This window comes from Actinopolyspora lacussalsi subsp. righensis, assembly GCF_900116555.1.
In the GTDB taxonomy this organism is placed as follows: Bacteria; Actinomycetota; Actinomycetes; order Mycobacteriales; family Pseudonocardiaceae; genus Actinopolyspora; species Actinopolyspora lacussalsi.
In genome coordinates this window covers 32,445-54,473 of sequence record NZ_FPAT01000016.1, presented here as the reverse complement: position 1 = coordinate 54,473, position 22,029 = coordinate 32,445, and the positions used below count along the sequence as shown (strand labels likewise).

General features: G+C 67.4%; 20 protein-coding genes. 15 read left to right on the top strand and 5 right to left on the bottom strand.

The genetic code is table 11. The features are described from left to right. Positions 1-45: 45 nt before the first annotated feature. Positions 46-1,038, bottom strand: a complete 993-nt coding sequence (locus tag BM394_RS21470; protein WP_245780367.1) for a hypothetical protein — start codon at positions 1,036-1,038, stop codon at positions 46-48. A gap of 427 nt (positions 1,039-1,465) precedes the next feature. Between BM394_RS21470 and aspS the strand changes: the two genes are divergently transcribed. Beyond that, the gene (aspS, locus tag BM394_RS21465) at positions 1,466-3,274 is read left to right on the top strand and encodes an aspartate--tRNA ligase (RefSeq protein ID WP_092981469.1); all 1,809 of its coding nucleotides are present in this window, start codon (positions 1,466-1,468) and stop codon (positions 3,272-3,274) included. A gap of 351 nt (positions 3,275-3,625) precedes the next feature. Here aspS and BM394_RS21460 read toward each other — a convergent pair whose 3' ends face one another. Further along, positions 3,626-3,841 carry a hypothetical protein gene (locus BM394_RS21460; RefSeq protein ID WP_092981464.1) on the bottom strand — a complete coding sequence of 72 codons (216 nt, stop codon included), beginning with the start codon at positions 3,839-3,841 and terminating at the stop codon, positions 3,626-3,628. A gap of 78 nt (positions 3,842-3,919) precedes the next feature. Here BM394_RS21460 and BM394_RS21455 point away from each other — a divergent pair, with 78 nt between their 5' ends. The 5 genes from BM394_RS21455 to BM394_RS21430 all read left to right on the top strand — a co-directional run bounded on the left by BM394_RS21455 (position 3,920) and on the right by BM394_RS21430 (position 10,604). Continuing rightward, positions 3,920-5,125 (top strand): phosphotransferase family protein, encoded by a 1,206-nt coding sequence (locus BM394_RS21455; protein ID WP_092981460.1) that lies wholly within the window; start codon positions 3,920-3,922, stop codon positions 5,123-5,125. Between the two features lie 477 nt (positions 5,126-5,602). Beyond that, a complete protein-coding gene (locus tag BM394_RS21450) occupies positions 5,603-5,986 on the top strand; it encodes a hypothetical protein (RefSeq protein ID WP_139235285.1) in 384 nt (127 codons plus the stop codon). Positions 5,987-6,426: 440 nt separating this feature from the next. Continuing rightward, on the top strand, positions 6,427-7,944 hold the full coding sequence (locus tag BM394_RS21440; protein ID WP_092981450.1) for a SulP family inorganic anion transporter: 1,518 nt from the start codon (positions 6,427-6,429) through the stop codon (positions 7,942-7,944). Between the two features lie 149 nt (positions 7,945-8,093). Next, positions 8,094-9,482: a replication-associated recombination protein A gene (locus tag BM394_RS21435; RefSeq protein WP_092981556.1), complete on the top strand. Its 1,389-nt coding sequence runs from the start codon at positions 8,094-8,096 to the stop codon at positions 9,480-9,482. A gap of 156 nt (positions 9,483-9,638) precedes the next feature. After that, a complete protein-coding gene (locus BM394_RS21430) occupies positions 9,639-10,604 on the top strand; it encodes a 2-hydroxyacid dehydrogenase (protein WP_092981448.1) in 966 nt (321 codons plus the stop codon). A gap of 77 nt (positions 10,605-10,681) precedes the next feature. Here the strand turns inward: BM394_RS21430 and BM394_RS21425 are convergent, their stop codons facing one another. Further along, positions 10,682-11,938, bottom strand: a complete 1,257-nt coding sequence (locus BM394_RS21425; protein ID WP_245780366.1) for a hypothetical protein — start codon at positions 11,936-11,938, stop codon at positions 10,682-10,684. A gap of 150 nt (positions 11,939-12,088) precedes the next feature. Here BM394_RS21425 and BM394_RS21420 point away from each other — a divergent pair, with 150 nt between their 5' ends. The 6 genes from BM394_RS21420 to BM394_RS21395 all read left to right on the top strand — a co-directional run bounded on the left by BM394_RS21420 (position 12,089) and on the right by BM394_RS21395 (position 18,288). Further along, complete coding sequence (locus tag BM394_RS21420) at positions 12,089-12,493, top strand: DUF948 domain-containing protein (RefSeq protein ID WP_092927392.1); 405 nt, start codon at positions 12,089-12,091, stop codon at positions 12,491-12,493. Then, complete coding sequence (locus tag BM394_RS21415; protein ID WP_092981444.1) at positions 12,490-12,846, top strand: hypothetical protein; 357 nt, start codon at positions 12,490-12,492, stop codon at positions 12,844-12,846. Before BM394_RS21420 ends, BM394_RS21415 begins: the two co-directional genes overlap by 4 nt. A gap of 85 nt (positions 12,847-12,931) precedes the next feature. Beyond that, the gene (gene alaS, locus BM394_RS21410) at positions 12,932-15,610 is read left to right on the top strand and encodes an alanine--tRNA ligase (RefSeq protein ID WP_092981442.1); all 2,679 of its coding nucleotides are present in this window, start codon (positions 12,932-12,934) and stop codon (positions 15,608-15,610) included. After that, on the top strand, positions 15,607-16,104 hold the full coding sequence (gene ruvX, locus BM394_RS21405; RefSeq protein WP_092981439.1) for a Holliday junction resolvase RuvX: 498 nt from the start codon (positions 15,607-15,609) through the stop codon (positions 16,102-16,104). Before alaS ends, ruvX begins: the two co-directional genes overlap by 4 nt. Before the next feature lie 12 nt (positions 16,105-16,116). Beyond that, positions 16,117-17,328, top strand: a complete 1,212-nt coding sequence (gene mltG / locus BM394_RS21400; RefSeq protein WP_092981437.1) for an endolytic transglycosylase MltG — start codon at positions 16,117-16,119, stop codon at positions 17,326-17,328. Between the two features lie 66 nt (positions 17,329-17,394). After that, positions 17,395-18,288, top strand: a complete 894-nt coding sequence (locus BM394_RS21395; protein WP_092981434.1) for a shikimate dehydrogenase — start codon at positions 17,395-17,397, stop codon at positions 18,286-18,288. Between the two features lie 285 nt (positions 18,289-18,573). On the opposite strand, the gene BM394_RS21390 is transcribed toward BM394_RS21395, so the two are convergent. Both BM394_RS21390 and BM394_RS21385 read right to left on the bottom strand, forming a co-directional pair. Further along, positions 18,574-18,846 carry an HPr family phosphocarrier protein gene (locus tag BM394_RS21390; RefSeq protein ID WP_092981429.1) on the bottom strand — a complete coding sequence of 91 codons (273 nt, stop codon included), beginning with the start codon at positions 18,844-18,846 and terminating at the stop codon, positions 18,574-18,576. A gap of 51 nt (positions 18,847-18,897) precedes the next feature. After that, positions 18,898-20,166: a PTS transporter subunit EIIC gene (locus tag BM394_RS21385; protein WP_092981428.1), complete on the bottom strand. Its 1,269-nt coding sequence runs from the start codon at positions 20,164-20,166 to the stop codon at positions 18,898-18,900. Positions 20,167-20,472: 306 nt separating this feature from the next. Here BM394_RS21385 and BM394_RS21380 point away from each other — a divergent pair, with 306 nt between their 5' ends. The 3 genes from BM394_RS21380 (at position 20,473) to BM394_RS21370 (ending at position 21,980) form a co-directional block, all read left to right on the top strand. Next, complete coding sequence (locus tag BM394_RS21380) at positions 20,473-20,709, top strand: PTS sugar transporter subunit IIB (protein ID WP_092628458.1); 237 nt, start codon at positions 20,473-20,475, stop codon at positions 20,707-20,709. Continuing rightward, complete coding sequence (locus BM394_RS21375; RefSeq protein ID WP_092981424.1) at positions 20,706-21,161, top strand: PTS sugar transporter subunit IIA; 456 nt, start codon at positions 20,706-20,708, stop codon at positions 21,159-21,161. The genes BM394_RS21380 and BM394_RS21375 overlap by 4 nt, the downstream gene beginning before the upstream one ends. 129 nt (positions 21,162-21,290) lie before the next feature. Further along, the gene (locus tag BM394_RS21370) at positions 21,291-21,980 is read left to right on the top strand and encodes a prepilin peptidase (RefSeq protein ID WP_092981421.1); all 690 of its coding nucleotides are present in this window, start codon (positions 21,291-21,293) and stop codon (positions 21,978-21,980) included. The last annotated feature ends 49 nt before the right edge of the window (positions 21,981-22,029 follow it).

Genomic DNA, 22,029 nt, shown 5'->3' with positions numbered 1-22,029 from the left:
GCCGACACGAACTCGGAGCTCCGCCGCGTGAGCGTGTTACGCGCCTCATCTGAGTCGTTGTGCCAGCGCCGCGGGGGGTCGGCTCGCGAGACCGGGAACCCCGTTGGGTCTCGGCGTCGGCTGAACGGGTTGCCATCTCACGCAGAACGCGCCGAGACCGAAGTCCAGTGCCACGGCATGGGTACGTCCGCGCGGATCGATCGACATCGGCTTGGCGGTCCCCAGCTCCGAACCGTCCGGCCGGGCGGTGAAACTCTCGCAGTGTGCGGGTGGATTGTCCGGGTCGAACCACAGCTCCACCAAGTACTCCCGCACGGGGAGCCGGAACCTGCGCGAATAAGTGTGGTCCTGTTCGGTCCCCACCAGGCCGTTCGGGCCGTGGGTGATCTCGTACTCCAGCAGCGCGGTCTCGCCCTTCTCGAGGCAGTGGTCGAACAGCAGTTCCGCCGCGACCACCCCGTTGCGGTGGTCCGAGAGCGTTTGACCGAGGGTGCAGCCGTGCGAGGCGTTGATGTTGGGCGGCGCCACGCCGCTGCCCGCGTTGTCGAAGACGGTCACCCAACGATCCACCCCGTTGCGCTCCGCCTGGACCAGCTGTCGTACCCGCAGACTCCGTTGCTTGCCGGCTGAGTCGATCTCGAGCACGTCGTGCTGGCTCAGCCGTGTCAGGTGACCGTCCGCGCTGGTGTCCAGTCTGCTGAGCAGACCGGCGGCCGAGGCGTTGTCGGACCAGAGCGTGGCCAGCGTCGGCGCCGAGGGTTCCTCCCGGTTGCGGCCCCTCGGCTTCGGTGGTCCCAACAGCGTCGACAGCGCGCCGTCCGGTACACCGAGCACGTCCTCCAGCTCGCGCAGTGCCACCAGCGAGTCCGGTCGTTCCGGCCTGCGACGTCCGGATTGCCAGTAACTCAGCGCGGTGATGCTCACCGGCGTGCCTCTGGCACGCAGTCGATGCTGAATGCGCTCCAGGCTGAGTCTGCTCGAACGGATCGCGGCTCGCAGCGCGACGTCGAACGGGCCGGTCCGCAGCAGCTTGGACAATTCGGGGGACAGTTGTCGGTGCTCGTGTCCGGTTAACGGGGACGCTGTGGAGGGTGTTCGGGTACGGGGGACGACCATTACCACTCCTCGTGCTTGCTGACCTCCCGCGGAACGCTAATTGCACTGATCACGTCCGTGCAACGAGATTGCGGGAATTCGACGTCCTCCGGGGATGAACGTTACCGATTCGGTCGCGGCGGTGACGTTTTCCGCGGTGTCGCCGGGAACGCGGTTCGCGCCGTGCGGGAGATGACCGCCGAATTCCTCGTCCCGTCTCGCTCGTTGTGGTGTTCGGGTGCGCCTCGCCGGACCGTGCCGTCGGTGGCGGCCCGAAACCTGGTGCACGGTCGACGGCCGCCGTTGGCTAACCTGGAGTGGTCCTGCTCCGGACGACCACCCGTTTCACACCCTAAGGAGATCAGCAGCCGTGATGCGCACGCACGAGGCCGGCTCGCTCCGTGCCGACCAAGCCGGGCAGTCCGTCACCCTCGCCGGATGGGTGGCGCGTCGCCGTGATCACGGTGGAGTGATCTTCATCGATCTGCGTGATGCCTCGGGAGTTGCTCAGGTGGTCTTCCGCGAGGGAGAGATGGCAGAGCGCGCCCACCGGTTGCGCGCCGAGTTCTGCGTCCGCGTCACCGGGGAGATCTCGCCCCGGCCGGAGGGCAACGAGAACCCGGAGATCGCGACGGGCGCCATCGAGGTGACCGCCACCGACCTCGAAGTCCTCTCCGAATCGGCTCCGCTGCCCTTCCCGGTGGACGAGCATCTCGACGTGGGCGAGGACGTTCGGCTGCGGCACCGCTACCTGGATCTGCGCCGTTCCGGGCCCGCTAAGGTGATCAGGATGCGCAGCGAGGCCAACCGCATCGCGCGTGAGGTGCTGCACGGTCGCGAGTTCGTCGAGGTGGAGACCCCCACGATGACGCGCTCCACTCCGGAGGGCGCCCGTGACTTCCTCATCCCGGCGCGGCTGCAGCCCGGCAGCTGGTACGCGTTGCCGCAGTCGCCGCAGCTGTTCAAGCAGCTGTTGATGGTCGGTGGTCTGGAGCGTTACTTCCAGATCGCCCGCTGCTACCGCGACGAGGACTTCCGCGCCGATCGCCAGCCGGAGTTCACCCAGCTCGACATCGAGATGAGCTTCGTCGACGCCGAAGACGTCATCGACATCAGCGAGCGGGTGATCCGTGCGCTGTGGCGCGAACTGGCCGACCACGAGATTCCCGCTCCGATCCCCCGGTTGCCCTACGCCGAGGCGATGGCGCGCTATGGGACGGACAAACCGGACCTGCGGTTCGGTGTCGAGTTGACCGAGCTGACCGACTACTTCCGCGACACCCCCTTCCGGGTGTTCCAGGCTCCCTACGTCGGCGCCGTGGTCATGCCGGGTGGTGCCGACCAGCCCCGCAGGCAGCTGGATGCCTGGCAGGAGTGGGCCAAGCAGCGCGGCGCGAAGGGGCTGGCCTACGTGCTGATCGGTGCCGACGGCACGCTGTCCGGTCCGGTGGCAAAGAACCTCTCCGAGCAGGAGCGTGACGGGCTGGCCAAGGCAGTCGGCGCTTCTCCCGGCGACTGCGTGTTCTTCGCGGCCGGGCAGCCCGCTCCCTCGCGTGCGCTGCTCGGCGCGGTCCGGCTGGAGATCGCCGAGAACTGCGGACTCGTCGATCACGACGCCTGGTCGTTCGTGTGGATCGTCGACGCCCCCATGTTCGAGTCCGTCGCCGACAGCGACGACGTCGCCGTCGGTGCTGGTCGCTACACCGCTGTGCACCACCCCTTCACCGCGCCGGTACCGGAGTGGTCCGACAGCTTCGAGCAGAACCCGGAGAAGGCTCTGGCCAGCGCCTACGATCTCGTGTGCAACGGTAACGAGATCGGCGGTGGTTCCGTCCGTATCCATCGCTGGGAGATGCAACAGCGGGTGTTCGACGTGCTCGGGATCTCCAAGGAGGAGGCCGACGAGAAGTTCGGCTTCCTGCTGGAGGCATTCCGGTACGGTCCGCCGCCGCACGGTGGTGTGGCCTTCGGTTGGGACCGCATCTGCATGCTGCTGAGCGGCGCGGAATCGCTGCGTGACGTCATCGCCTTCCCGAAGAGCGGCGGCGGGTTCGACCCGCTCACCGGGGCACCCGCGCCGATCACCGCGGAACAGCGCAAGGAGGCCGGGGTGGACGCCAAACCCGCCCGTCGTGGCGCCGGGGAAGCCGACCAGGCAGCGGGCTCGCGAAGCTCCTGACTCCGGTGAGCCCGCCCACGCGGTCGTGGAGTGTTGATCTGTGTGGCCGCCTGTTGCTACCCTGAGTGCATGGTCGTAGCGGTGAGTCGTTTCGTGTCACCCCGCTTGGAACACGATCAGTCGAGCTCGGGGTGAGCACGGTCTCATTCGGCTTTCCGGCCACGGAAGATGTTCTCCCCTGCACCGTGACGTCGGGGAAGAACTCCCCGGCCCGGGCGGTTTCACAGCGTCAGCCGACGCTCCGATCGCGTGAAAAATCGTTACGTCTCCCGTGGTGCCCGTCTACGCTCGGTGGCGGACTACCGCCCGTTCACCGTTCGGAGTGCTTTCGTCTTTCGGGGTGTATTCGTCTTACGGATCCGCCTGTGGTCGGTCTCCGTCCTGCTGCCCACGAGCGGACGGCAGGTAGCGCGCCGGGCAGTAACGAGTGGAGAACATCGTGCAACCACCGTGGTGATTGATTCGTCGTCGGAACGGGTAGTTCACCTCGGTGGCAAGGGTTGCCGAGCGCTCGGCGGCCGCGTAACCGTTGAGGGTGGTGTTCTTGTGGGTACCGTCGGTACGCAAGGCCGTTACCCGAGTCGGGTGTAACTTAACCGGTCAGGCCCGTGGAGCAGCGGGTGGTGGCGGTAGGGTCTGGAGACGATGAGCGTGGAAATCACCACCGGTCCGCCGGAGGTTCGTGTGCCCGCGAGTGCGGAGGTTACCGATACGCTCGGTACTGCCGAGACCGTGCTCACCCGGAGAATGGGGGCACCCGTCCGGCTTGCCGACCCGGAGGATCTGGGCGGTAGTGGCCGGTCTGTCGTGATGCGGGTTCGTGTCGCCGAGACACCGTTCGAGTTGCCGCGCACACTCGTGATCAAGCATTACGGAACGGTTCCCGGCAAGGGCCATTCGGATCCGTTCGCCCACGAGGCGGCGAGCTGTCAGCTGGCCACCGCGCTTCCACCGGAACTGCGCGTCGGTCCGGAACTGATCGCCCAGGACACCGAGAAGCGACTGTTGGTTCTGGAGGACCTCGGCCGTGGCGCGAACCTGGCCGATGTGTTGTTCGCCGACGATCCGCGCGCCGCCGAGCGCTCGTTGTTGGCCTGGGCACGTGCGCTGGGCAGACTGCACACCTCGATGGCGGGCAGGGAGGCCGACTTCGACGCCCTGATGCGCAGGCTCGGGCTCGAGTCGTGGACCGATCCGGTCGCCGATGACATCCGGCGCTCGTTGCGGGAGCTTCCCGAACTGCTGGCCAGTACTCTGGATCTCTCGTTGCCCGAGCAGGTGCGAGCACGGCTCGATTCCGCCGCCGGGCTGTTGGGCTCGACCAAGTACCGTTCCTTCAGCCCCTCCGACATCTGCCCGGACAACAGTCTGGTGACGGGCAACGGAGTGCGGTTTCTGGACTTCGAGTGGGCGTGTGTCCGTGACATCGCGCTGGATGCCGCCTACCTGCAATTCCCGTTCCCATCCTCGTGGTGTTCCTACGCCATGCCCGCGGGGTTGGTGGACAACATGCTCGCCACCTGGCGTTCGGAGATCGTCGAGGTGTGGTCGGACCTGGACGACGACGCCGTGCTGATGCCCCGTCTGCTGGACGCGCAGCTGCTCTGGGTCTGGGTGTCGACCTGGTGGTTCCTACCGCGGGACGGGCAGTTGGACGGTCCCATCGACGCCCACATGCCCTCGCCGCGTCGAAGCACCGCTCTCGCTGATCGCTGGCAGCGCTTGGGCAAGGACGCCGAGGCCAACGATATGCCGGATATCGCCTCCTACGCGGAACGAATGGTCCAGGCGCTGGTGGAACGATTCGGTTCCGGAGCGCTGGAGCTGCGGCCGTACCCGGCCTTTCGCTGAGCGTGACCACTCACGCGGCGAGCGGCCGCGTTTTCGTCCGTCACGGATGGGAGGCCCCTTGTCCGGGACCGGTTCCGAACGGGAGCCGGCCGTACCGATGGCCTCGTGCTCGCCACCTCGTCCGTTTCCAGCGGGGAATCGTCCCTGGAGAATCGTTCCCCGGTGCCTCGCTTCCATACCGAGCGGGAAGCCCGCCGGGGATATCCTCTTTTCGGGTATTCCTATTCTCTGAGAAGCACTCGCTTGTGCGCTGTGTGATAACTTACACCCGAAGGTGGTATTGATTTTTCTGTCATCGCGCTGACCTGAGCAAATTTTCGTGTTTGGTGCGATCGTTGTCTCCTGCCGTGTTTTTCCACCTTTTCGGGTTACTTTTGGTTTACTCCGAGTACACATTTCTCGGGTAGTATCGGAAATGTCCGCGTCGGATGGCGGGTCGATACGTCCGGTCGGTAGTCGGAGGTAGCAGTGTCGGGGGTGACAGTGAAAGCCGGGATGAATTCGGCGCTGCGTGCGGCGTTGTTCCTGCTGTTCGCTGTGGTCCTCATCGTGCTTTCCCCGCTGCACGCCGCCGGCGCCGTGGCGCACGTCGGCAGGGTCGCCTCGGGGGAGTACAAAACCGAGCAGAGTGCTCCTTGCGAGAGCGAGAAACTCCGCAAGCGCCCCAGCATGGCCGAATTGGGCAGAAGGATCGGGCGGCGCACCGAGCGGACGTGCAGCAGACGGAACCGCACGGCTCTCCCCGCCAGACAGCGCTTCGACACCGCGGAAGACGCGAGAAACATTCGCAATGCGGTCGACTCGACTGTGAAGTGCAGATCAGCCCATTCCCAGGCGAGACTTCAGGTATACCGCAGGTGATTCGTCGGCCGATTCGGTTCGACGGGGACCTGCGCTGCTCGCGAGGTCCCTCGCCTCGTCTTCGCGGCAGCGGCGGTTGGAGTCGGGTCCACGTTCGGTTCGACTACCGGGCCGAGCTGTAGAACCTTCCAGTCCACAGGGCACAACGCTCGCGGGCATCCTCGCCGAATTCATCTCGCATCGACGCGAGTCCGTTGGAAATCCATTCCGAGAAGCCGTCCGAGACACGGTTCTTTCGAGCGTTCTCCACTCCGGGGGAGCGTGGTTCGGGGAAACCAGCAGCGGTACGGACGGCGAGCCGATCGAGTAGTCCGAATACCCGACCGGGGCTTCCGGAACGGATTCCCACTCGTACCAGCGACACATTTCGACCGACGCCCCTGCGGGCCCACGTGTGTCCGATCGCGGACACGGGCCTGTCGACCCTCACGGAGTGAATCGTGACGACACAACTCGAATCGCCCCGGCCCACCCGGTCGGGCTCTCTCGGCGAACACATCCGCCGGAACAGGTCGGTGTTCGGCTTCGACCTGGGTGCTTCGCTCGTGGTCTTCCTGGTGGCGTTACCACTGTGCGTGGGCATCGCCGTCGCCTCCGGCGTGCCCGCCGAACTGGGCATCGTCACCGGCATCGTCGGCGGCATCGTCGTCGGCTGCATGCCGGGCAGCACCATGCAGGTCAGCGGACCCGCGGCAGGTCTGACCGTGCTGGTCGCCTCCACGATCGCCGATCACGGTCTCGCCATGTTGGGTGTGGTCGTGCTCGGAGCGGGCCTGCTGCAGATCGCGATGGGGATGACCGGAATCGGTACCTGGTTCCGCGCGATCTCGCCCTCAGTGGTGCAGGGACTGCTGGCCGGGATCGGGCTCGTACTGATCCTCGGCCAGATCTATCCCATCGGAGGGCTGGACCAGCCCTCGCACACCGGTGCGAAGTTCGCCGGGCTGCCCGAACTGTTCCGGGCCGTGTTCACCACCCCCGCGGGACGGGCCGGGGTCGCCATCGCGGTGGTGACGCTGCTCACCATGGTGCTGTGGGGTCGATTGCCCCAACGCCTCCGGACCGTTCCCGCACCGTTGGTGGGAGTCACCGTCGCGTCGGCGCTCACCTACGCGTTCGGGCTTCCGCTGGAGACGATCCGGGTCGGTTCGCTGCTGGAAACCATCAATGTCACCACCCCCGGTGACCTCGGCGCGGTTACCAGCTTCGCGGTGCTCGGATCGATTCTGACCTTCGCACTGATCGCTTCCGCGGAGAGCCTGTTCAGCGCGGCGGCGGTGGATCGGATGCACGACGGTCCCAAGACCCGCTACAACGCTGAGCTGGTGGCGCAGGGCACCGGGAACGCGGTCTGCGGAGTGCTCGGCGCGCTGCCGATGACCGCGGTGATCGTGCGCAGTACCGCCAACGTGCACGCGGGAGCCCGAACCAAACTCTCCCGTGTGCTGCACGGGTGCTGGCTCCTGCTGTTCGTGGTGCTGCTTCCCCAGCTGCTCTCCTTCATTCCGCTGGCCACCCTCGGAGCGCTGTTGGTGCACGCGGGATGGAAACTGCTCGGGGTACGCCAGGTCGCCACCTTGATCCGGGAACAGCGTTCGGAGGCGTTCATCCTGCTGCTGACCGCTGGGACGATCCTGGCCACCGACCTGCTGATCGGTGTGCTCACCGGCATCGCGGCCGCGGTGATCAAGACTGCTTGGGAGGTTTCCGGACTTTCCGTGGAGATCGAACACGACGAGAACCACGCCCGGGTGCGGTTGCACGGCAACGCCACGTTCCTGCGGTTGCCGCAGCTGCAGGACAGGCTGGAGCAACTGCCGCACACCAGTAGCGCTCATGTCGACATGACGCCGCTGCGGCATCTGGACCGAGCCTGTCATCAGACCATCGAGCACTGGGCGGAGCAGCGGCGCAAGAACTCCTGTGCCGTGGAGCTGGCCATGCCGGGCGCGCGCTGACAGCTCGATGCGCACTGGTCCTCGCCCGTGCTGTCACGGCGAGGACCAGCTACCAGCGGGATCAGTCACAGCGAGATCCGCTGGAAGGTGGCGATGTCCCGCGCCGTCCCGCACGACCGGTGCCGCACGGCGCGGGTAGCGTCGGGAGCGTGACTGATGGTCTGTTCGACAACGGTTCGTTCCACAGCGGTCTGCTGGACGGCGGCCTGTTCGGTGCTGATGCCGAGGACCGCGCCGAACAGCGACTCGCCGAGAACGCGCCGTTGGCGGTGCGGATGCGTCCCCGGACGCTCGACGAAGTCATCGGGCAGGATCATCTCCTCGGTTCCGGAGCGCCGCTGCGCCGTCTCGTGGAGGGGGCGGCCCCCGCCTCGGTGCTGCTGCACGGGCCACCCGGTACCGGCAAGACCACACTGGCCGGGCTGGTCTCACAGGCCACCGGACGTCGTTTCGTGGCGCTGTCCGCGCTCTCGGCGGGTGTCAAAGAGGTGCGCGGGGTGATCGAGGAGGCACGGCGCAGGCTCGGGCACTCGGGTGAGGCCACCGTGCTGTTCATCGACGAGGTGCACCGTTTCTCCAAGACACAACAGGATGCGCTGCTGTCCGCGGTCGAGGACCGGACCGTGCTGCTGGTGGCCGCCACCACCGAGAACCCCTCGTTCTCCGTGGTCTCACCGTTGCTTTCGCGTTCGCTGGTGCTGCAGCTGCGACCGCTCGGTGAACAGGAGGTCCGTCAGCTGGTGCTGCGCGCCGTGACCGAACAGCGCGGGCTGGACGGCGAGTTCCGCCTGGAGGAGGAGGCCGAGCAGCATCTGGTGGCGCTGGCAGGGGGAGACGCGCGCCGCGCGCTGACGGCGCTGGAGGCCGCTTCCGAAGCGGCGGCCGCCACCGGCTCCACCACCATCGACCTCGCCACCGTCGAGGCGACGGTGGACAAGGCGGCCGTGCGCTACGACCGCGACGGTGACCAGCACTACGATGTCGCCAGCGCGTTCATCAAATCCATCCGTGGTTCGGACGTGGACGCCGCGCTGCACTACCTGGCCAGAATGATCGAGGCGGGCGAGGATCCACGTTTCATCGCACGCAGACTCGTGGTGCACGCCAGCGAGGATGTCGGCATGGCCGATCCCACCGCGATGCAGAGCGCCGTGGCGACCGCCCAAGCGGTGCAGTTCATCGGAATGCCGGAGGGCAGGTTGGCGCTGGCACAGACCACGGTGCATCTGGCCACCGCCCCCAAGTCCAACGCCGTGATCACGGCCATCGATGCCGCGCTGACCGATGTCCGTGCCGGCAGGGCCGGAACCGTGCCCGCGCATCTGCGGGACGGGCACTACGCGGGTGCCGAGCGACAGGGGAACGCCATCGGGTACCGCTATCCGCACGATCGCCCGGAAGGGGTGCTCGAACAGCAGTACCCGCCCGATTCGCTGGTCGGCAGGAACTACTACGAGCCCAACGGGCGCGGTGAGGAACGAACACTGGCGGAACGGCTGCCGAAACTGCGCAACATCGTTCGCGGGGATCACCAGTAGTGCCGGGCGAAGCCACCGGCCCCTCCCGTCGTGGTTCACGGTCGTCCCGGAACGTCGGCTTCGGAGCTGTTCTCGGGTAATGTGCCGATTCGGCCGGACAGGTCACGAGTCGACGACCCGGCGCTCGTCACGGCCGGGTTCGGAAGGGACGGATGAGTGAGTTCTCGGATCCTGGTCACCCGCTCGATTCCCGAGTCGGCGTCGCGACTGCTGGAGTCGGTGGGTGATGTGCGGCTCTGCAGTCAGAGTCGAGCGATGACCCCGGCGGAGCTGCACGAGGCCGTGCACGGTGCCGAGGCGGTGGTCACCATGCTGCACGACCGGATCGACGGCGAGGTCCTCGACGCGGCGGGACCGTCGTTGCGCGTGGTCGCCAACGTCGCGGTGGGCTACGACAACGTCGATGTGCCCGCACTGGACCGACGTGGGGTACTGCTGACCAACACGCCCGGGGTGCTCACCGATGCCACGGCGGACCTGACGTTCGGGCTGTTGTTGATGGTCACCCGCAGACTCGCGGAGGGGGAACGGTTGATCCGCTCGGGTACCCCCTGGGCGTGGAACTTCTCGTTCATGCTGGGCAGCGGTTTGCAGGGCAAGAAGCTGGGAATAGTCGGGATGGGCCAGATCGGCCGTGCCGTGGCACGCAGAGCACGTGCCTTCGGCATGGATGTCGTCTACACCGCTCGGAATCGCGTGGAGTCCGAGGTCGAGCGCGAGCTGGACGCGAGTTTTCTGCCGCTGTCGCGGCTGCTGCGCGACTCGGACGTGGTGTCGCTGCACTGCCCGCTGACCGAATCGACCAGGCACCTGATCGACGGTGCGGCCCTGTCCGGCATGAAGTCCTCGGCGGTACTGCTCAACACCAGTCGTGGTGCCGTGGTCGACGAACGTGCCCTGGCACGCGCTCTCCGGGACGGCACCATCGGCGGAGCCGGACTGGACGTGTTCGAGAACGAGCCGGCGGTGGAGCCCGAGCTGCTCGAACTGGACAACGTGGTGATGGTGCCGCACCTCGGTTCGGCCACTGCCGAGACGCGTACGGCGATGGCCGAGTTGGCCGCCCGCAACGTGGTCGGTGTGCTCGACGGCAGTGGCCCGGTTTCACCGGTCAACGGTTGACCGGTCGCTTCCGGCACCGTCGCGGCGGGAAACCGGAAGCGCGGGGCCTGCGGGCGGGTACGGTTCCGCACCCCGCGTCAACCGCGGCGGAACCGTCCGCTCGCTCGTTCACCCACCACCCCCGCGGCCGCGGCGAGCGCGGGAAGCAGCATCCCGAGCAGCACCCACACCGGGCTCGGCAGCAGCATCCAGTGGTCGATCCGCAGCCCCAGGAACTCCTCCAACGGAGCGCGCAACACCAGCGCTCCCGGGATTCCCAACGCGGTCGCGGTGACGGCCCCGGCGAGTGCGACGGCCGCCGCTGTCGTCGCCTTGTGTTCGAACCGTTCCTGGGAGCCGTTCCGCCTGGCGGTGAACACTCCGAACAGCGCCGCGCCGCCCAGCAGCCCACCGAGCGCGATGTAGCGCCAGGTGTCCACTGTGGCGATCATTTTCTGCTCCCGCAGCGGCAGCCGGAAGGCGCCGAGCCCCATCTCGCGTAGCCGGGAAGCCACCGCCCTCGGTTCGTGCGCCTCGTCGACCACCACGCCGACCCGCTCGGCGTCGCTGCTGCGTCGCAACTGGGAAACGGTCTTGCCCTCGTTCGCCGCGGCCAGCCGTGCGGCGGTCACCGGCGCGAGGTAGGCCGTCTGCGGTCCATCCGCGTGCCACCGGGGGTCGTAGGTGGCGATCACCTCGAGCTCGATGATCGCCGAGGCCGTACGGGGTTGGTGCGAGTCTTCCCCGGCCTCTTCGATTCCGGCCTCCGAGACCGGGGGTGCCGGGGTCTTGTCGCTGTAGCCGAAGCTCAGCGTGCGCCCGAGGTAACGGGTGAAGTCAACTCCCTGGCTTCGGGCGGGAAGCACCACCTGGCCGGGGAGCACACCCTCGGCCACCGAGCCTCCAGTGATCGGAGGAGGAACGTAGCTTCCCCAGGAGTGCGTGGCAAGCGAGAGTCGCGGCATACCGTTGCCCGTCGGAGTCCGGATCGCCGAAGGACGCTCCGGGATCGCGTACTCGACGCCGGGAACGGAGCGGATCAACTTCATCCGTTTACTGTTGAGGATTCCGAACGTGCCCTTGCTGTCCAGCGAGGAGATCACGATGCGCTGTGTGCCGCCGGCGCGAAGAACGTCGCGTGCCGTCGCGGTCTGTATTCCACCGCTGATTCCGGCCAGTGTGCTGACCAGAAACGTGAACACCAGCGTCACCAGCAGCGGCGTGCGGCTGGTGACCCATGCCCTCAGTGCGGCCGATACGGCCCGCTTGCGCATTCGACGCGTCCCCTCGTGCTCGTCCGGCGGAGCCCAACCCGGCCGGAAGAGCAATCTATCGTGCGCCTCGCGCGCTTTCACACCGACCACCCGTGCCGCGCCGCGTCCACGTCTGTCAAAGCCGCACACGAGCCGGTGACCGCGACGCGATAGCCTGGCCGCGATCATCGCCGCCGTTTCGAGGGCATCGTCACGGTGGCCGCACGAATCGGCTGGAAACCGGGAGGACACGTGACGCCCACCGAGATCGCCGCGCTGATCGCAGCAGGTGCTTTCGTGCTGCTGGTCGTGCTGCTGGCGATCCCGTTGGTCAAGCTCGGCCGCACCCTGGACGAGGCGACCAACGCGATCCGCAAGGCGCAGGAGAACTCCGACCCGCTGTTCACCGGTGCGAACACGACGTTGGACCACGTGAACACGCAGTTGGAACGTGTCGACGGCATCACGGCCAACGCCCAGTCGGTCTCCAGCAATGTGTCGGCACTGTCTTCGCTGTTCACCGCTACACTGGGAAGTCCGCTGGTGAAGTCAGCCGCCTTCACCTACGGCGTGAGCAAAGCCCTGCGCGCCCGCCGAAAGCGCGACGAACAGGCCGCGGGCAAGCATTCCCGCAGGCGCAAAGGGGGTCGTAAGTGAGCCGTCTGTTCTGGCTCGGCGCCGGTGTCGCCGCGGGCGTGGCGCTGAGCCGCAAGGTCAATCGGACCGCGCGAAAGGCCACCCCTGCGGGTGTGGCCGATCAGCTGGGCGACGCCGTTCGAGAACTGGCGGAAGCGGTCGGCTCGTTCGGAGCGGACGTGCGTGCGGGCATGACCGAACGCGAACGCGAGCTCCACGAGGACGTCGCCGAGCGCACCGGTATCGTCACCGGAGGCCGTGAGCAGCGGACCATTACGCTGCCGGACAATGGGAACCGGCAGGTGACACGGATGGCGGGGACGCTCGAGGAGACCGGTTCGCAGGGACGGCGAGCTCGTAGGGCGGGGCGCTGACGTTCGTCGCGTGTCTCCGCTCACGCCGACCGGTGTCCCGCCTGCTCCGTGCCGGTAGCCCGCATCCGCGTAGAAGGACTTCATCGTGCAGACCCACGAGATAAACAACCGTTTCACCGAGCATTTCCGTGGCCGGGGGCACACCGTCGTTCCCAGTGCCTCGCTGATCCTGGACGACCCCAACCTGTTGTTCGTCAACGCCGGGATGGTGCAGTTCAAGCCCTACTTCCTCGGTGACGCGCCCGCTCCCTACCCGCGTGCCACGAGCATCCAGAAGTGCGTGCGGACCGCCGACATCGACGAGGTCGGCAAGACCACCAGGCACAACACCTTCTTCCAGATGGCGGGCAACTTCTCCTTCGGGGACTACTTCAAGGAGGGGGCCATCGAGCACGCCTGGAGCCTGGTGACCAATTCGCGGGACTCAGGTGGGTTCGGCTTCGACCCCGACCGCATCTGGGTGACCGTCTACGAGCACGATCCGGAGGCCGAGCGGCTCTGGCAGCGGATCAGCGGGCTGCCCCCGGAACGGATCCAGCGCAGGGACGCGCACGACAACTACTGGGACATGGGCGTTCCCGGCCCCGGTGGCCCCTGCTCGGAGATCTACTACGACCGTGGCCCCGAGTACGGCAGGGAAGGCGGCCCCGTCGTCGACGAGGACCGCTACATCGAGATATGGAACCTGGTGTTCATGCAGGACATCAGGGGGGAGGGGAGCCCCAAGGACGGTTATCCGGTCCTGGGCGAGCTTCCCACCAAGAACATCGACACCGGTATGGGCGTCGAGCGGGTAGCCTGCCTGCTGCAGGGCGTGGAGAACGTCTACGAGACCGACCTGGTGCGTCCCGTGATCGCCAAGGCCGAGGAGTTCTCGGGCAAGCGCTACGGCGACGAGCACACCGACGACGTGCGGTTCAGGGTGATCGCCGACCACATGCGCTCCGGCATGATGCTGGTCTCCGACGGTGTCACCCCCAGCAACGAGACCCGGGGTTACGTGCTGCGGCGGCTGCTGCGCCGCGTCGTGCGCTCCACCCGGCTGTTGGGTGTGCACGAGCCCGTGCTGGGAGAGTTCACCAAGGTGGTGCGGGACGCCATGTCGCCCGGCTACCCGGAACTCGCCAGTGATTTCGACCGCATCGACTCGGTGATCCGCAACGAGGAGGAAGCCTTCCTCGGCACCCTGTCGGCCGGTTCCAAGATCTTCGACACGGCGGTGGAGCAGACCCGGGAGAAGGGTGGCGCGCAGCTGCCGGGCTCGAAGGCGTTCCAGCTGCACGACACCTACGGCTTCCCGATCGACCTGACGCTGGAGATGGCCGCCGAGCGCGGGCTCTCGGTCGACGAGCAGGGTTTCCGCGAGCTCATGGAGCAGCAGCGGCAGCGCGCCAAGGAGGACGCGCGCTCGCGCAAGACCGCGCACGGCGACCTCTCCACCTACCGCACCCTGCTCGACGAACACGGTGCCACCGAGTTCATCGGCTACACCGATCTGCGGTCCACCAGCCGGGTGCTCGGGCTGTTGCGGGACGGTGCTCCGGTGCCGGTCGCGGGCGAGGGAAGCCGGGTCGAACTGGTTCTCGACCGGACCCCGTTCTACGCCGAGGGAGGTGGCCAGATCGCCGACACCGGCAGGCTGGTCGGTCCCGGTGTGGAGCTGGAGATCACCGACGTGCAGCAGGCGGTGCCCGGCCTGTCCGTGCACCGCGCCAGGGTGCTGGGCGGTGAGGTCGCGGTCGACACCCGACTGGAGGCCAGTGTCGACGAGGAACGCAGGCACGCCATCGCCCGTTCCCACTCCGCCACCCACCTGGTGCACGCGGCCGTGCGCAACGCCTACGGCAAGCGTGCCGCGCAGGCCGGTTCGTTGAACTCCCCGGGCCGGATGCGGTTCGACTTCACCGCTCCCTCGGCCGTCTCCTCCGAGGTGCTCGGTGGTGTCGAGGAGGAGGTCAACGAGTACCTGCAGCAGGATGTCGAGGTGAACTCCTACAACACCTCGATGGACCGGGCCATGGAGCTCGGTGCCGTCGCACTGTTCGGTGAGAAGTACGGCGACCGGGTCCGCGTGATCGACATGGGCGACTACTCCAGGGAGCTGTGCGGCGGTACCCACGTGGGCAGCATCGGGCAGCTCGGTGTGGTCAAGCTGGTCAACGACTCCTCGGTCGGTTCCGGGGTGCACCGCGTCGAGGCCCTGGTGGGCATGGACGCGATGCGCTACATCAACAAGGAGCACATGCTCGTCAACGAACTCGCCGACAGGTTCAAGGTCAAGGCAGAGGACCTGCCCGAGCGCATCGACAGCATGGTCACCCGGCTCCGGGATGCCGAGAAGGAACTCAAGCAGCTGCGGGTGGCCAAGGTGCTGCAGTCGGCGGGCGAGCTCGCGGGCGGTGCCGTCGACATCGACGGTGTCAGCCTGGTGGCGGTCCGGGTCGCCGACGGCGTGGACGGCAACTCGTTGCGGGCCCTGTCCGGCGAGGTTCGCGGTAAACTGGGCTCCCGCCCCTCGGTCGTGGCACTGTTCTCGACCGACCCGGATACCGGCAAGGTCGGTTTCGTCGTCGCGGTCAGTCCGGGCGCCCAGGACCGGGGTGTGGCAGCGGGCGAATTGGTGCCCTCCTTCGCCGCGCACATCGGCGGCCGGGGCGGCGGAAAGGCCGAGATGGCCCAGGGCGGGGGAACCGATCCCTCGGGGATCGACACCGCGATCGAAGCGTTGCGCAAGGAGCTGGAGCAGGTGGTGGCACGGGCGTGAACCCCGAACGCTCCGAAATCGAGCCGAACCGGGGCGGCACCGGCCGTGACCGGAAGGACCCGGGCCCGGGCAGGCGTATTTGTGTGGACGTGGGGCAGGCACGGGTGGGTGTCGCGGTCAGTGACCCGGCGCCCATCCTCGCCAGCCCGCTCACCACGCTCAAGCGGGACAAGTCCCGCAAGTCCGATCTCGACGAACTGGCCGAGCTGGTGCGCGAGTACGAGGTCGTCGAGATAGTGGTCGGCCTGCCGGTCACCCTGGCGGGCAGGCACGGCCCCGCGGCCGACATGGCACGTTCCTATTCCGATGCGCTCGATGCCAGGACCGGTGATGTTCCGGTGCGGCTCAGTGACGAACGACTCACCACCGTGACGGCCACCAAGGTGCTGTCCGATCGCGGGATTCGTGGTAGGCGTCAACGGGACGTGGTGGATCAAGCCGCCGCGGTCGAGATCCTGCAGTCCTGGCTCGACGCACGCGGCCGGAGCGAATGAGAGGACCCCGGCGTGAACGATGATCTCGGTCTGTTCACCGATGACGCTGGAGACGCACCACGTGGCGGCCGTGCCGAGGAGCGTGAACGGCTGCACCGTCGACGACGTCGACGCATCGTCACGGCGTTCTCCGGAATACTGGTACTGCTGATCGTCGTCGGCGGTGCCGGGTACGGCGTGCTGCAGTTGCTGCGGCTCGGCAGCTACGAGGACTACGAGGGGACCGGTAACGGACAGGTCGTCATCGAGGTCCAGCCCGGTGAAACCACCAGTGCCATCGCGGGCACCCTCTCGGAGCGGGACGTGGTGGCCTCAGCCGCCGCCTTCGTCCAGGCCGCCGAGGGAAACAGTGAGATCAAGGGCATTCAGCCGGGCTTCTACCTGATGCGTTCCCGGATGTCCGGTCAGGCGGCCGTCGAACGCATCGTCTCCGACAAGGCCAGAGCGGGCATGGTGGAGATCCGCGGGGGCATGCAGCTCGCCGATCACAACCTTCCCGACGGGAAGGTCAAGAAGGGCATCCTCGCCCGGTTGGCCGCGGCCACCTGCGCCGGGGAGGGGAACTCCCAGGGATGCATCAGCAAGGAGGAACTGACCCGGGCCGCCACCGAGACCCCGGCTGCCGAACTCGGGCTCCCCGACTGGGCCGCCGGAGCGGTCTCGGACGTTCCCCACCCCAGGCGACGCCTCGAGGGACTTCTGCTGCCGGGGATCTATCACGTCCAACCCACCGCCGGCCCCGTCGAGGTGCTGCGCTCGGTGCTGGCGGACTCCTTCGACAAGCTGCGTGCCGTGGGGCTGTCGAACCTGGCCTCGGAATCCGACCACTCGCGCTACGAACTGCTGCGGATCGCCTCACTGGTGCAGAGCGAGGGCATCACCGAGGACTTCGGCAAGGTGGCGCGTGTGATCGAGAACCGGTTGGCCATCGACATGCGGCTCGAGCTCGATTCGACGATCAACTACGTTGTCGAGGACCCGCAGCTCTACACCGACGACGAAGACAGGGCCGAGAAGGGTCCGTACAACACCTACAACAGAACCGGGCTACCGCCCACACCGATCTCCGCGCCCAGCACGGCGGCGATCAAGGCGGCCGCCAATCCGGCCGAGGGCGACTGGAAGTACTTCGTCAAATGCCGCAAGGACGGCACTTCGTGCTTCTCCAAGACGTTCGAGGAGCACAGACAAGCCCAGGACAAGGCCGAGAACAACGGCGTGTGACGTTCGCCCGTGAGCGGGCCCACGACGTTCGTACGAGAGTCCGGTTTCGAAAGGGAGCTTCCGGGAATGTCCGCTCAGTCAGCCGGGTCGGTGGAGTCCCGTGCGGTGCGAGCCGGAGTGGTGGGCTCACCGGTGGAGCACTCGCTCTCCCCGGTGCTGCACGGAGCCGCTTACGCGGCTCTGGGGCTGCGGGACTGGTCGTACCAGCGCATCGAACGGGACGCCGAGGGGCTGCGGGCGCTGATCGGTGAGCTCGATTCCAGCTGGCGCGGACTGTCGGTGACCATGCCGGGTAAGCAGGTGGCGCTGGAGCTGGCATCGGAGGCCAGTGAGCGCGCCGCCGCCGTCGGTGCCGCCAACACGCTGGTCCGGCGTTCCGACGGTGCGTGGTACGCGGACTGCACCGATGTCGACGGCATCACCGGGGCGCTGCGTGCGGCCTGCGGATTCCACGGCGCGGCGGACGCGGGGGAGCGCACCGGGCTGGTGCTGGGTGCCGGTGGCACCGCCCTGGCAGTGATCGCCGCGTTCGCCGAGTTGGGGGTGCGTACCGCGACCCTGGCGGTACGCGATCCCGCCCGGGCCGGTTCCGCGCTGGCCACGGCCGAGCGCATCGGTGTGCGGGCCGAGAGCCGGGCGCTGGGTTCGCTGGATCTGACGAAAGCCGCCGCCGAGGCCGATGTGGTGGTGTCCACCCTGCCTGCCGGAGCGGTGGATGACCACGTCCGGGAGCTGGCAGCGGCGGGCCGCGTGCTGGACGTGGTTTACCACCCCTGGCCCACGCCACTGGCCGGGGCCGTGCACGCGGCGGGCGGTCGACTGGCGACCGGGCTCGACATGCTGTTGCACCAGTCGTTCGGCCAGGTCGAGTCGTTCACGGGGAAACGGGCTCCGCGAGCGGCGATGCGGGACGCGTTGTCCGAGGCCACCGGCGGGATGGTGCCGCTCCCGCTGCTGTGAGCGGGGGTTCGTCGCGGTGGACGTGCGGGGTGACCCGGTCCGCCCCCCGGGGGGCAATTTCTCGCGAAATCGCCGCAGCGCTTCGCCGAAGGTGAACCCCAGACCACCCTCGCGGGCCGAACTCCGACCACTCACGCGATCGGCACCGCCGCGGGCTCTCCGGTGCGGCTCTCGCGAGGAAGCCCCGACGTTGTGTAGTACCTACCCGATGTCGGGGCCCCGCAGCGAGAGCCGTGCCAGAGGTTCCGCCAAGCGACCCACTGACGAGACCGGGCCGACGATCCTCTAGTTGGAGCCGTCCAGCTCACTGCTGACCATATCGGCGATCCGATCCAGCGCGTCGTCGGCTCCGTCGCCATCGGCGGCGAGCACGACTTCGTCGCCGTACGCGGCTCCCAGGGTCATCAACCCCAGGATGCTGGCGGCCTCCACCGGGTCCGTCTCCTGCTTGCGGATGGTGATCTTCACCGACTGCGCGGCCGCTTCCTTGGCCAGCATGGCCGCGGGCCGTGCGTGCAGACCGACCTTGCTCGCGACGGTGACGTGTCGTTCAGGCATCTCCTCGTCCGTTCTCGTCGTTGCCTACCGATCCTCGTGAGTCGTCGAGAATCAGGTCTTGCTCCCGCTGGTGGTGGAATCACCGGTTTCCGCGGACCCCGTGCTCGCCGTTGCCGCCGAAGCGGTTTCGGTCTCGGACTGCTCGGTTTCCGCGTCGTCCTCCCTGCCCGGCGTGGGCAGCTTCATCTTCGTGATGATGATCCGGAACAGGAAGTAGTAGATGACGGCGTAGACCAGCCCGATCGGGATCAACCACAGTGCCTTCTGCGCGATTCCGAAGTTGAGCAGGTAGTCGATGGCCCCTGCCGAGAACCCGAAACCGTGGTGGATGTCCAGCGCGTTGACCAGCGCCAGCGAGCTCCCGGTCAGAACCGCGTGCACGATCAGCAGTGGCCAGGCCACGAAGATGAACGAGAACTCCAACGGCTCGGTGACACCGGTCAGGAAGGCGGTCAGCCCCGTGGAGAACATGATACCGCCGACCAGCTTGCGCTGGGAGGGCTTGGCCGAGTGGTAGATCGCCAGCGCGGCGGCGGGAAGCGCGAACATGAAGATGGGGAAGAACCCGGTCATGAAGGTTCCCGCGCTGGGGTCACCCTCGAAGAACCGGTTGATGTCGCCCTGGGCGCCCTGGTACTCGCCGGTGCTGAACCACAGGATGGCGTTCGGGATGTGGTGCAGACCGATCGGTAGCAGCAGTCGGTTGACCACGCCGTAGATCCCGCCGCCCGCGACGACACTGCCGGTCACCGCGTCACTGAACGCCGTCAGTGCCTGGTCGAAGTAGGGGAAGACGAAGCCCAGCACCACGCCGATGACCAGCATGACCACCGAGGTGATGATCGGGACGAACCGACGTCCGCCGAAGAAACCCAGGTAAGAGGGCAGTTTGATCCGGTGGAAGCGCTGCCACAGCGTGGCGGCCACCAGACCGGCGATGATGCCGCCGAGCACCCCGTAGGGCCCCTTGTTGTAGACGGTGTCGCCCTCGGTGCCGGTCATCTGGTACAGCACCCCGGCCAGGACCAGATAGCCCACCGCGCCCGCGAGGGCGGTGGAACCGTCGGCCTTTCGAGCGAACCCGATCGCCACGCCGATCGCGAACAGCAGCGGCAGGTTGTCGAACAACGCCCCGCCCGCGGAGCTGATGACGCTGCCGACTTCGGTCAGCCCGGGGATGGCGCCGATCAGGTCACCCTGTCCGAGCCGGAGCAGCAGTGCCGCCGCCGGCAGCACTGCGATGGGGAGCATCAGGCTTTTGCCCAGCCGCTGTAGCTGCGCGAAAGTCTTGCTGCCGCCCGAGGACGGGCTGGTGCTCATCGAGTACCTCCTGGATACACACCGGTGCGTTGGAACGGTTTCGACACGTCGCGGCCAGTTCGACCCGGTGTTCCCGGTCGGGGTGGGATCACCTGTCGCTTACTGTCCGCCGAATCACTCGTACCTTCGCCAGACTGTTGGTACGGTAAGGTCTAAACCAGTTGGAGGGAACCTTGCGCTTCCGGGTGAACAGGTGTCAAGCGGGTGGCCGATTCGTTGCCGGTTCGACATCGGACGTGCCCGGGGCGACGTGGTTAGCTGTGTGGGGACACTCGATGTGCGAGTGATCGAGAGTGGAGGATTTCGGTGGCTGATGACAAGGCTTCGGCGATCCTGGCCGCGCTGGGCGGTCAGGGCAACGTCGTCGAGATCGAGCCGTGCATTACGCGACTGCGTTGTGAGCTGGAGGACGGCGCCAAGGTCGACGAGCCCGCGTTGAAGAAGGCGGGTGCGCACGGCGTTATGCAGCAGGGCACGGTTGTCCAAGTCGTGGTGGGGCCGGAGGCGGACACCATCGCGAGCGATATCGAGGATTTGTTGTGAGTGTTCAAGTGCTCAGTCCGGTGACGGGGCTGGTGGCCCCGATGAGCGAGGTACCGGACCCCGTTTTCTCCCAGTCGATGGTCGGCTCCGGCGTGGCGGTCAAACCGAGCGGTGGAGAGTCGCAGGCCGTGGCGCCGGTGGAAGGCATCCTGGCGACTCTGCACCCGCACGCCTTCGTCATTTCCATCGACGACGACAAGGCCGTGCTGGTGCACCTGGGGATCGACACCGTCAAGCTAGAAGGTGCGGGCTTCACGTTGCACGTGGCCAAGGGGGAACGTGTCACGGCAGGTAGCCCGGTCGTGACCTGGAACCCCACCGAGGTCGAACAGCAGGGCTACTCCTCGGTGTGTCCCGTGGTGGCACTCCAGACCGGGCAGGACGCGTTGTCGGACATGGCCGACGACGTGCGGGTCAATCACGGAGACCCGCTGTTCACCGTGGACTCGTGATGTGCTCCGTACGCTGTCGCCGTTCGTGAGTCGGGAGTCGCGGCCGATTCGGCGGTCGCGGTTCCCGACACGCCGGTGACATCGTCGTACTCGCGTGCGCGTCGGGGAGAAGGCGCCGACGCTGCTGATGTGTTCGACGGTTCGCTCGCCGCTCCGCTACCGGTTTCCCTGGCGGTCGGAGTGCTCTTCCCACTGGGGTGGTCCTGCGGCGCGGAGTGCGCTCGTCTCGCCGCCCGGGCGTTGGGAGGCACGACACCGACAGGGGTGTTGCCGTGCCGGGCGGCGCTGGCGGTTCTGTGGGCTTCGCTGGCCCCCGCCGTGTGCTACGGCGGCCTCGACCTCCGGTGGTTGCCGGTTCCGATGTTGGTCGGTTGGTTCGGTGTCGCGCTCGCCACCTGCGACTTGATCGCTGCCCGGTTGCCGGACCGGTTGACGTTCGCCGCCCTCGTTCCACTGCTGGCGGTACTGTGCCACTGGTCAGTGGTGGCCCAGCGTTGTGCGGCACTGTGGTGCGGTCTGGTGGGATCGTTGCTCTTCGGTGGTTGTTACGCGCTGGTGCGGCTGGTCCGGCCCGCGATGCTCGGTCCCGGCGACGTGAAACTCGCCTGCGTGCTCGGTCTTCCGCTGGGTGCGGTGGATCCGTTGGCCGTGCCCGCCGTGATGCTCGCCGCGGCGTCGCTGACCCTGTTGGCCGCGGCCCTGACCCTGCGGTGGCGGATACCGCACGGACCGGCGATGCTGCTGCCGGCCTGGTTGGTCACGGCGCTTCCCGCCTCGTCTCTTCCCATGCTGTCCCTCACCGGAGCTCCAGCGGGTTGAGCCCGGACGTCCCGCCGGTTGAGACGATGGTGATCCTCGGAACCCGACG

Excerpts from the sequence above, each read along its gene's own strand:
- BM394_RS21455 (WP_092981460.1), top strand. The coding sequence starts at position 3,920 with ATGAGCGTGGAAATCACCACCGGTCCGCCGGAGGTTCGTGTGCCCGCG.
- BM394_RS21395 (WP_092981434.1), top strand. The coding sequence starts at position 17,395 with ATGTCCGCTCAGTCAGCCGGGTCGGTGGAGTCCCGTGCGGTGCGAGCC.
- BM394_RS21390 (WP_092981429.1), bottom strand. The coding sequence starts at position 18,846 with ATGCCTGAACGACACGTCACCGTCGCGAGCAAGGTCGGTCTGCACGCA.
- BM394_RS21385 (WP_092981428.1), bottom strand. The coding sequence starts at position 20,166 with ATGAGCACCAGCCCGTCCTCGGGCGGCAGCAAGACTTTCGCGCAGCTA.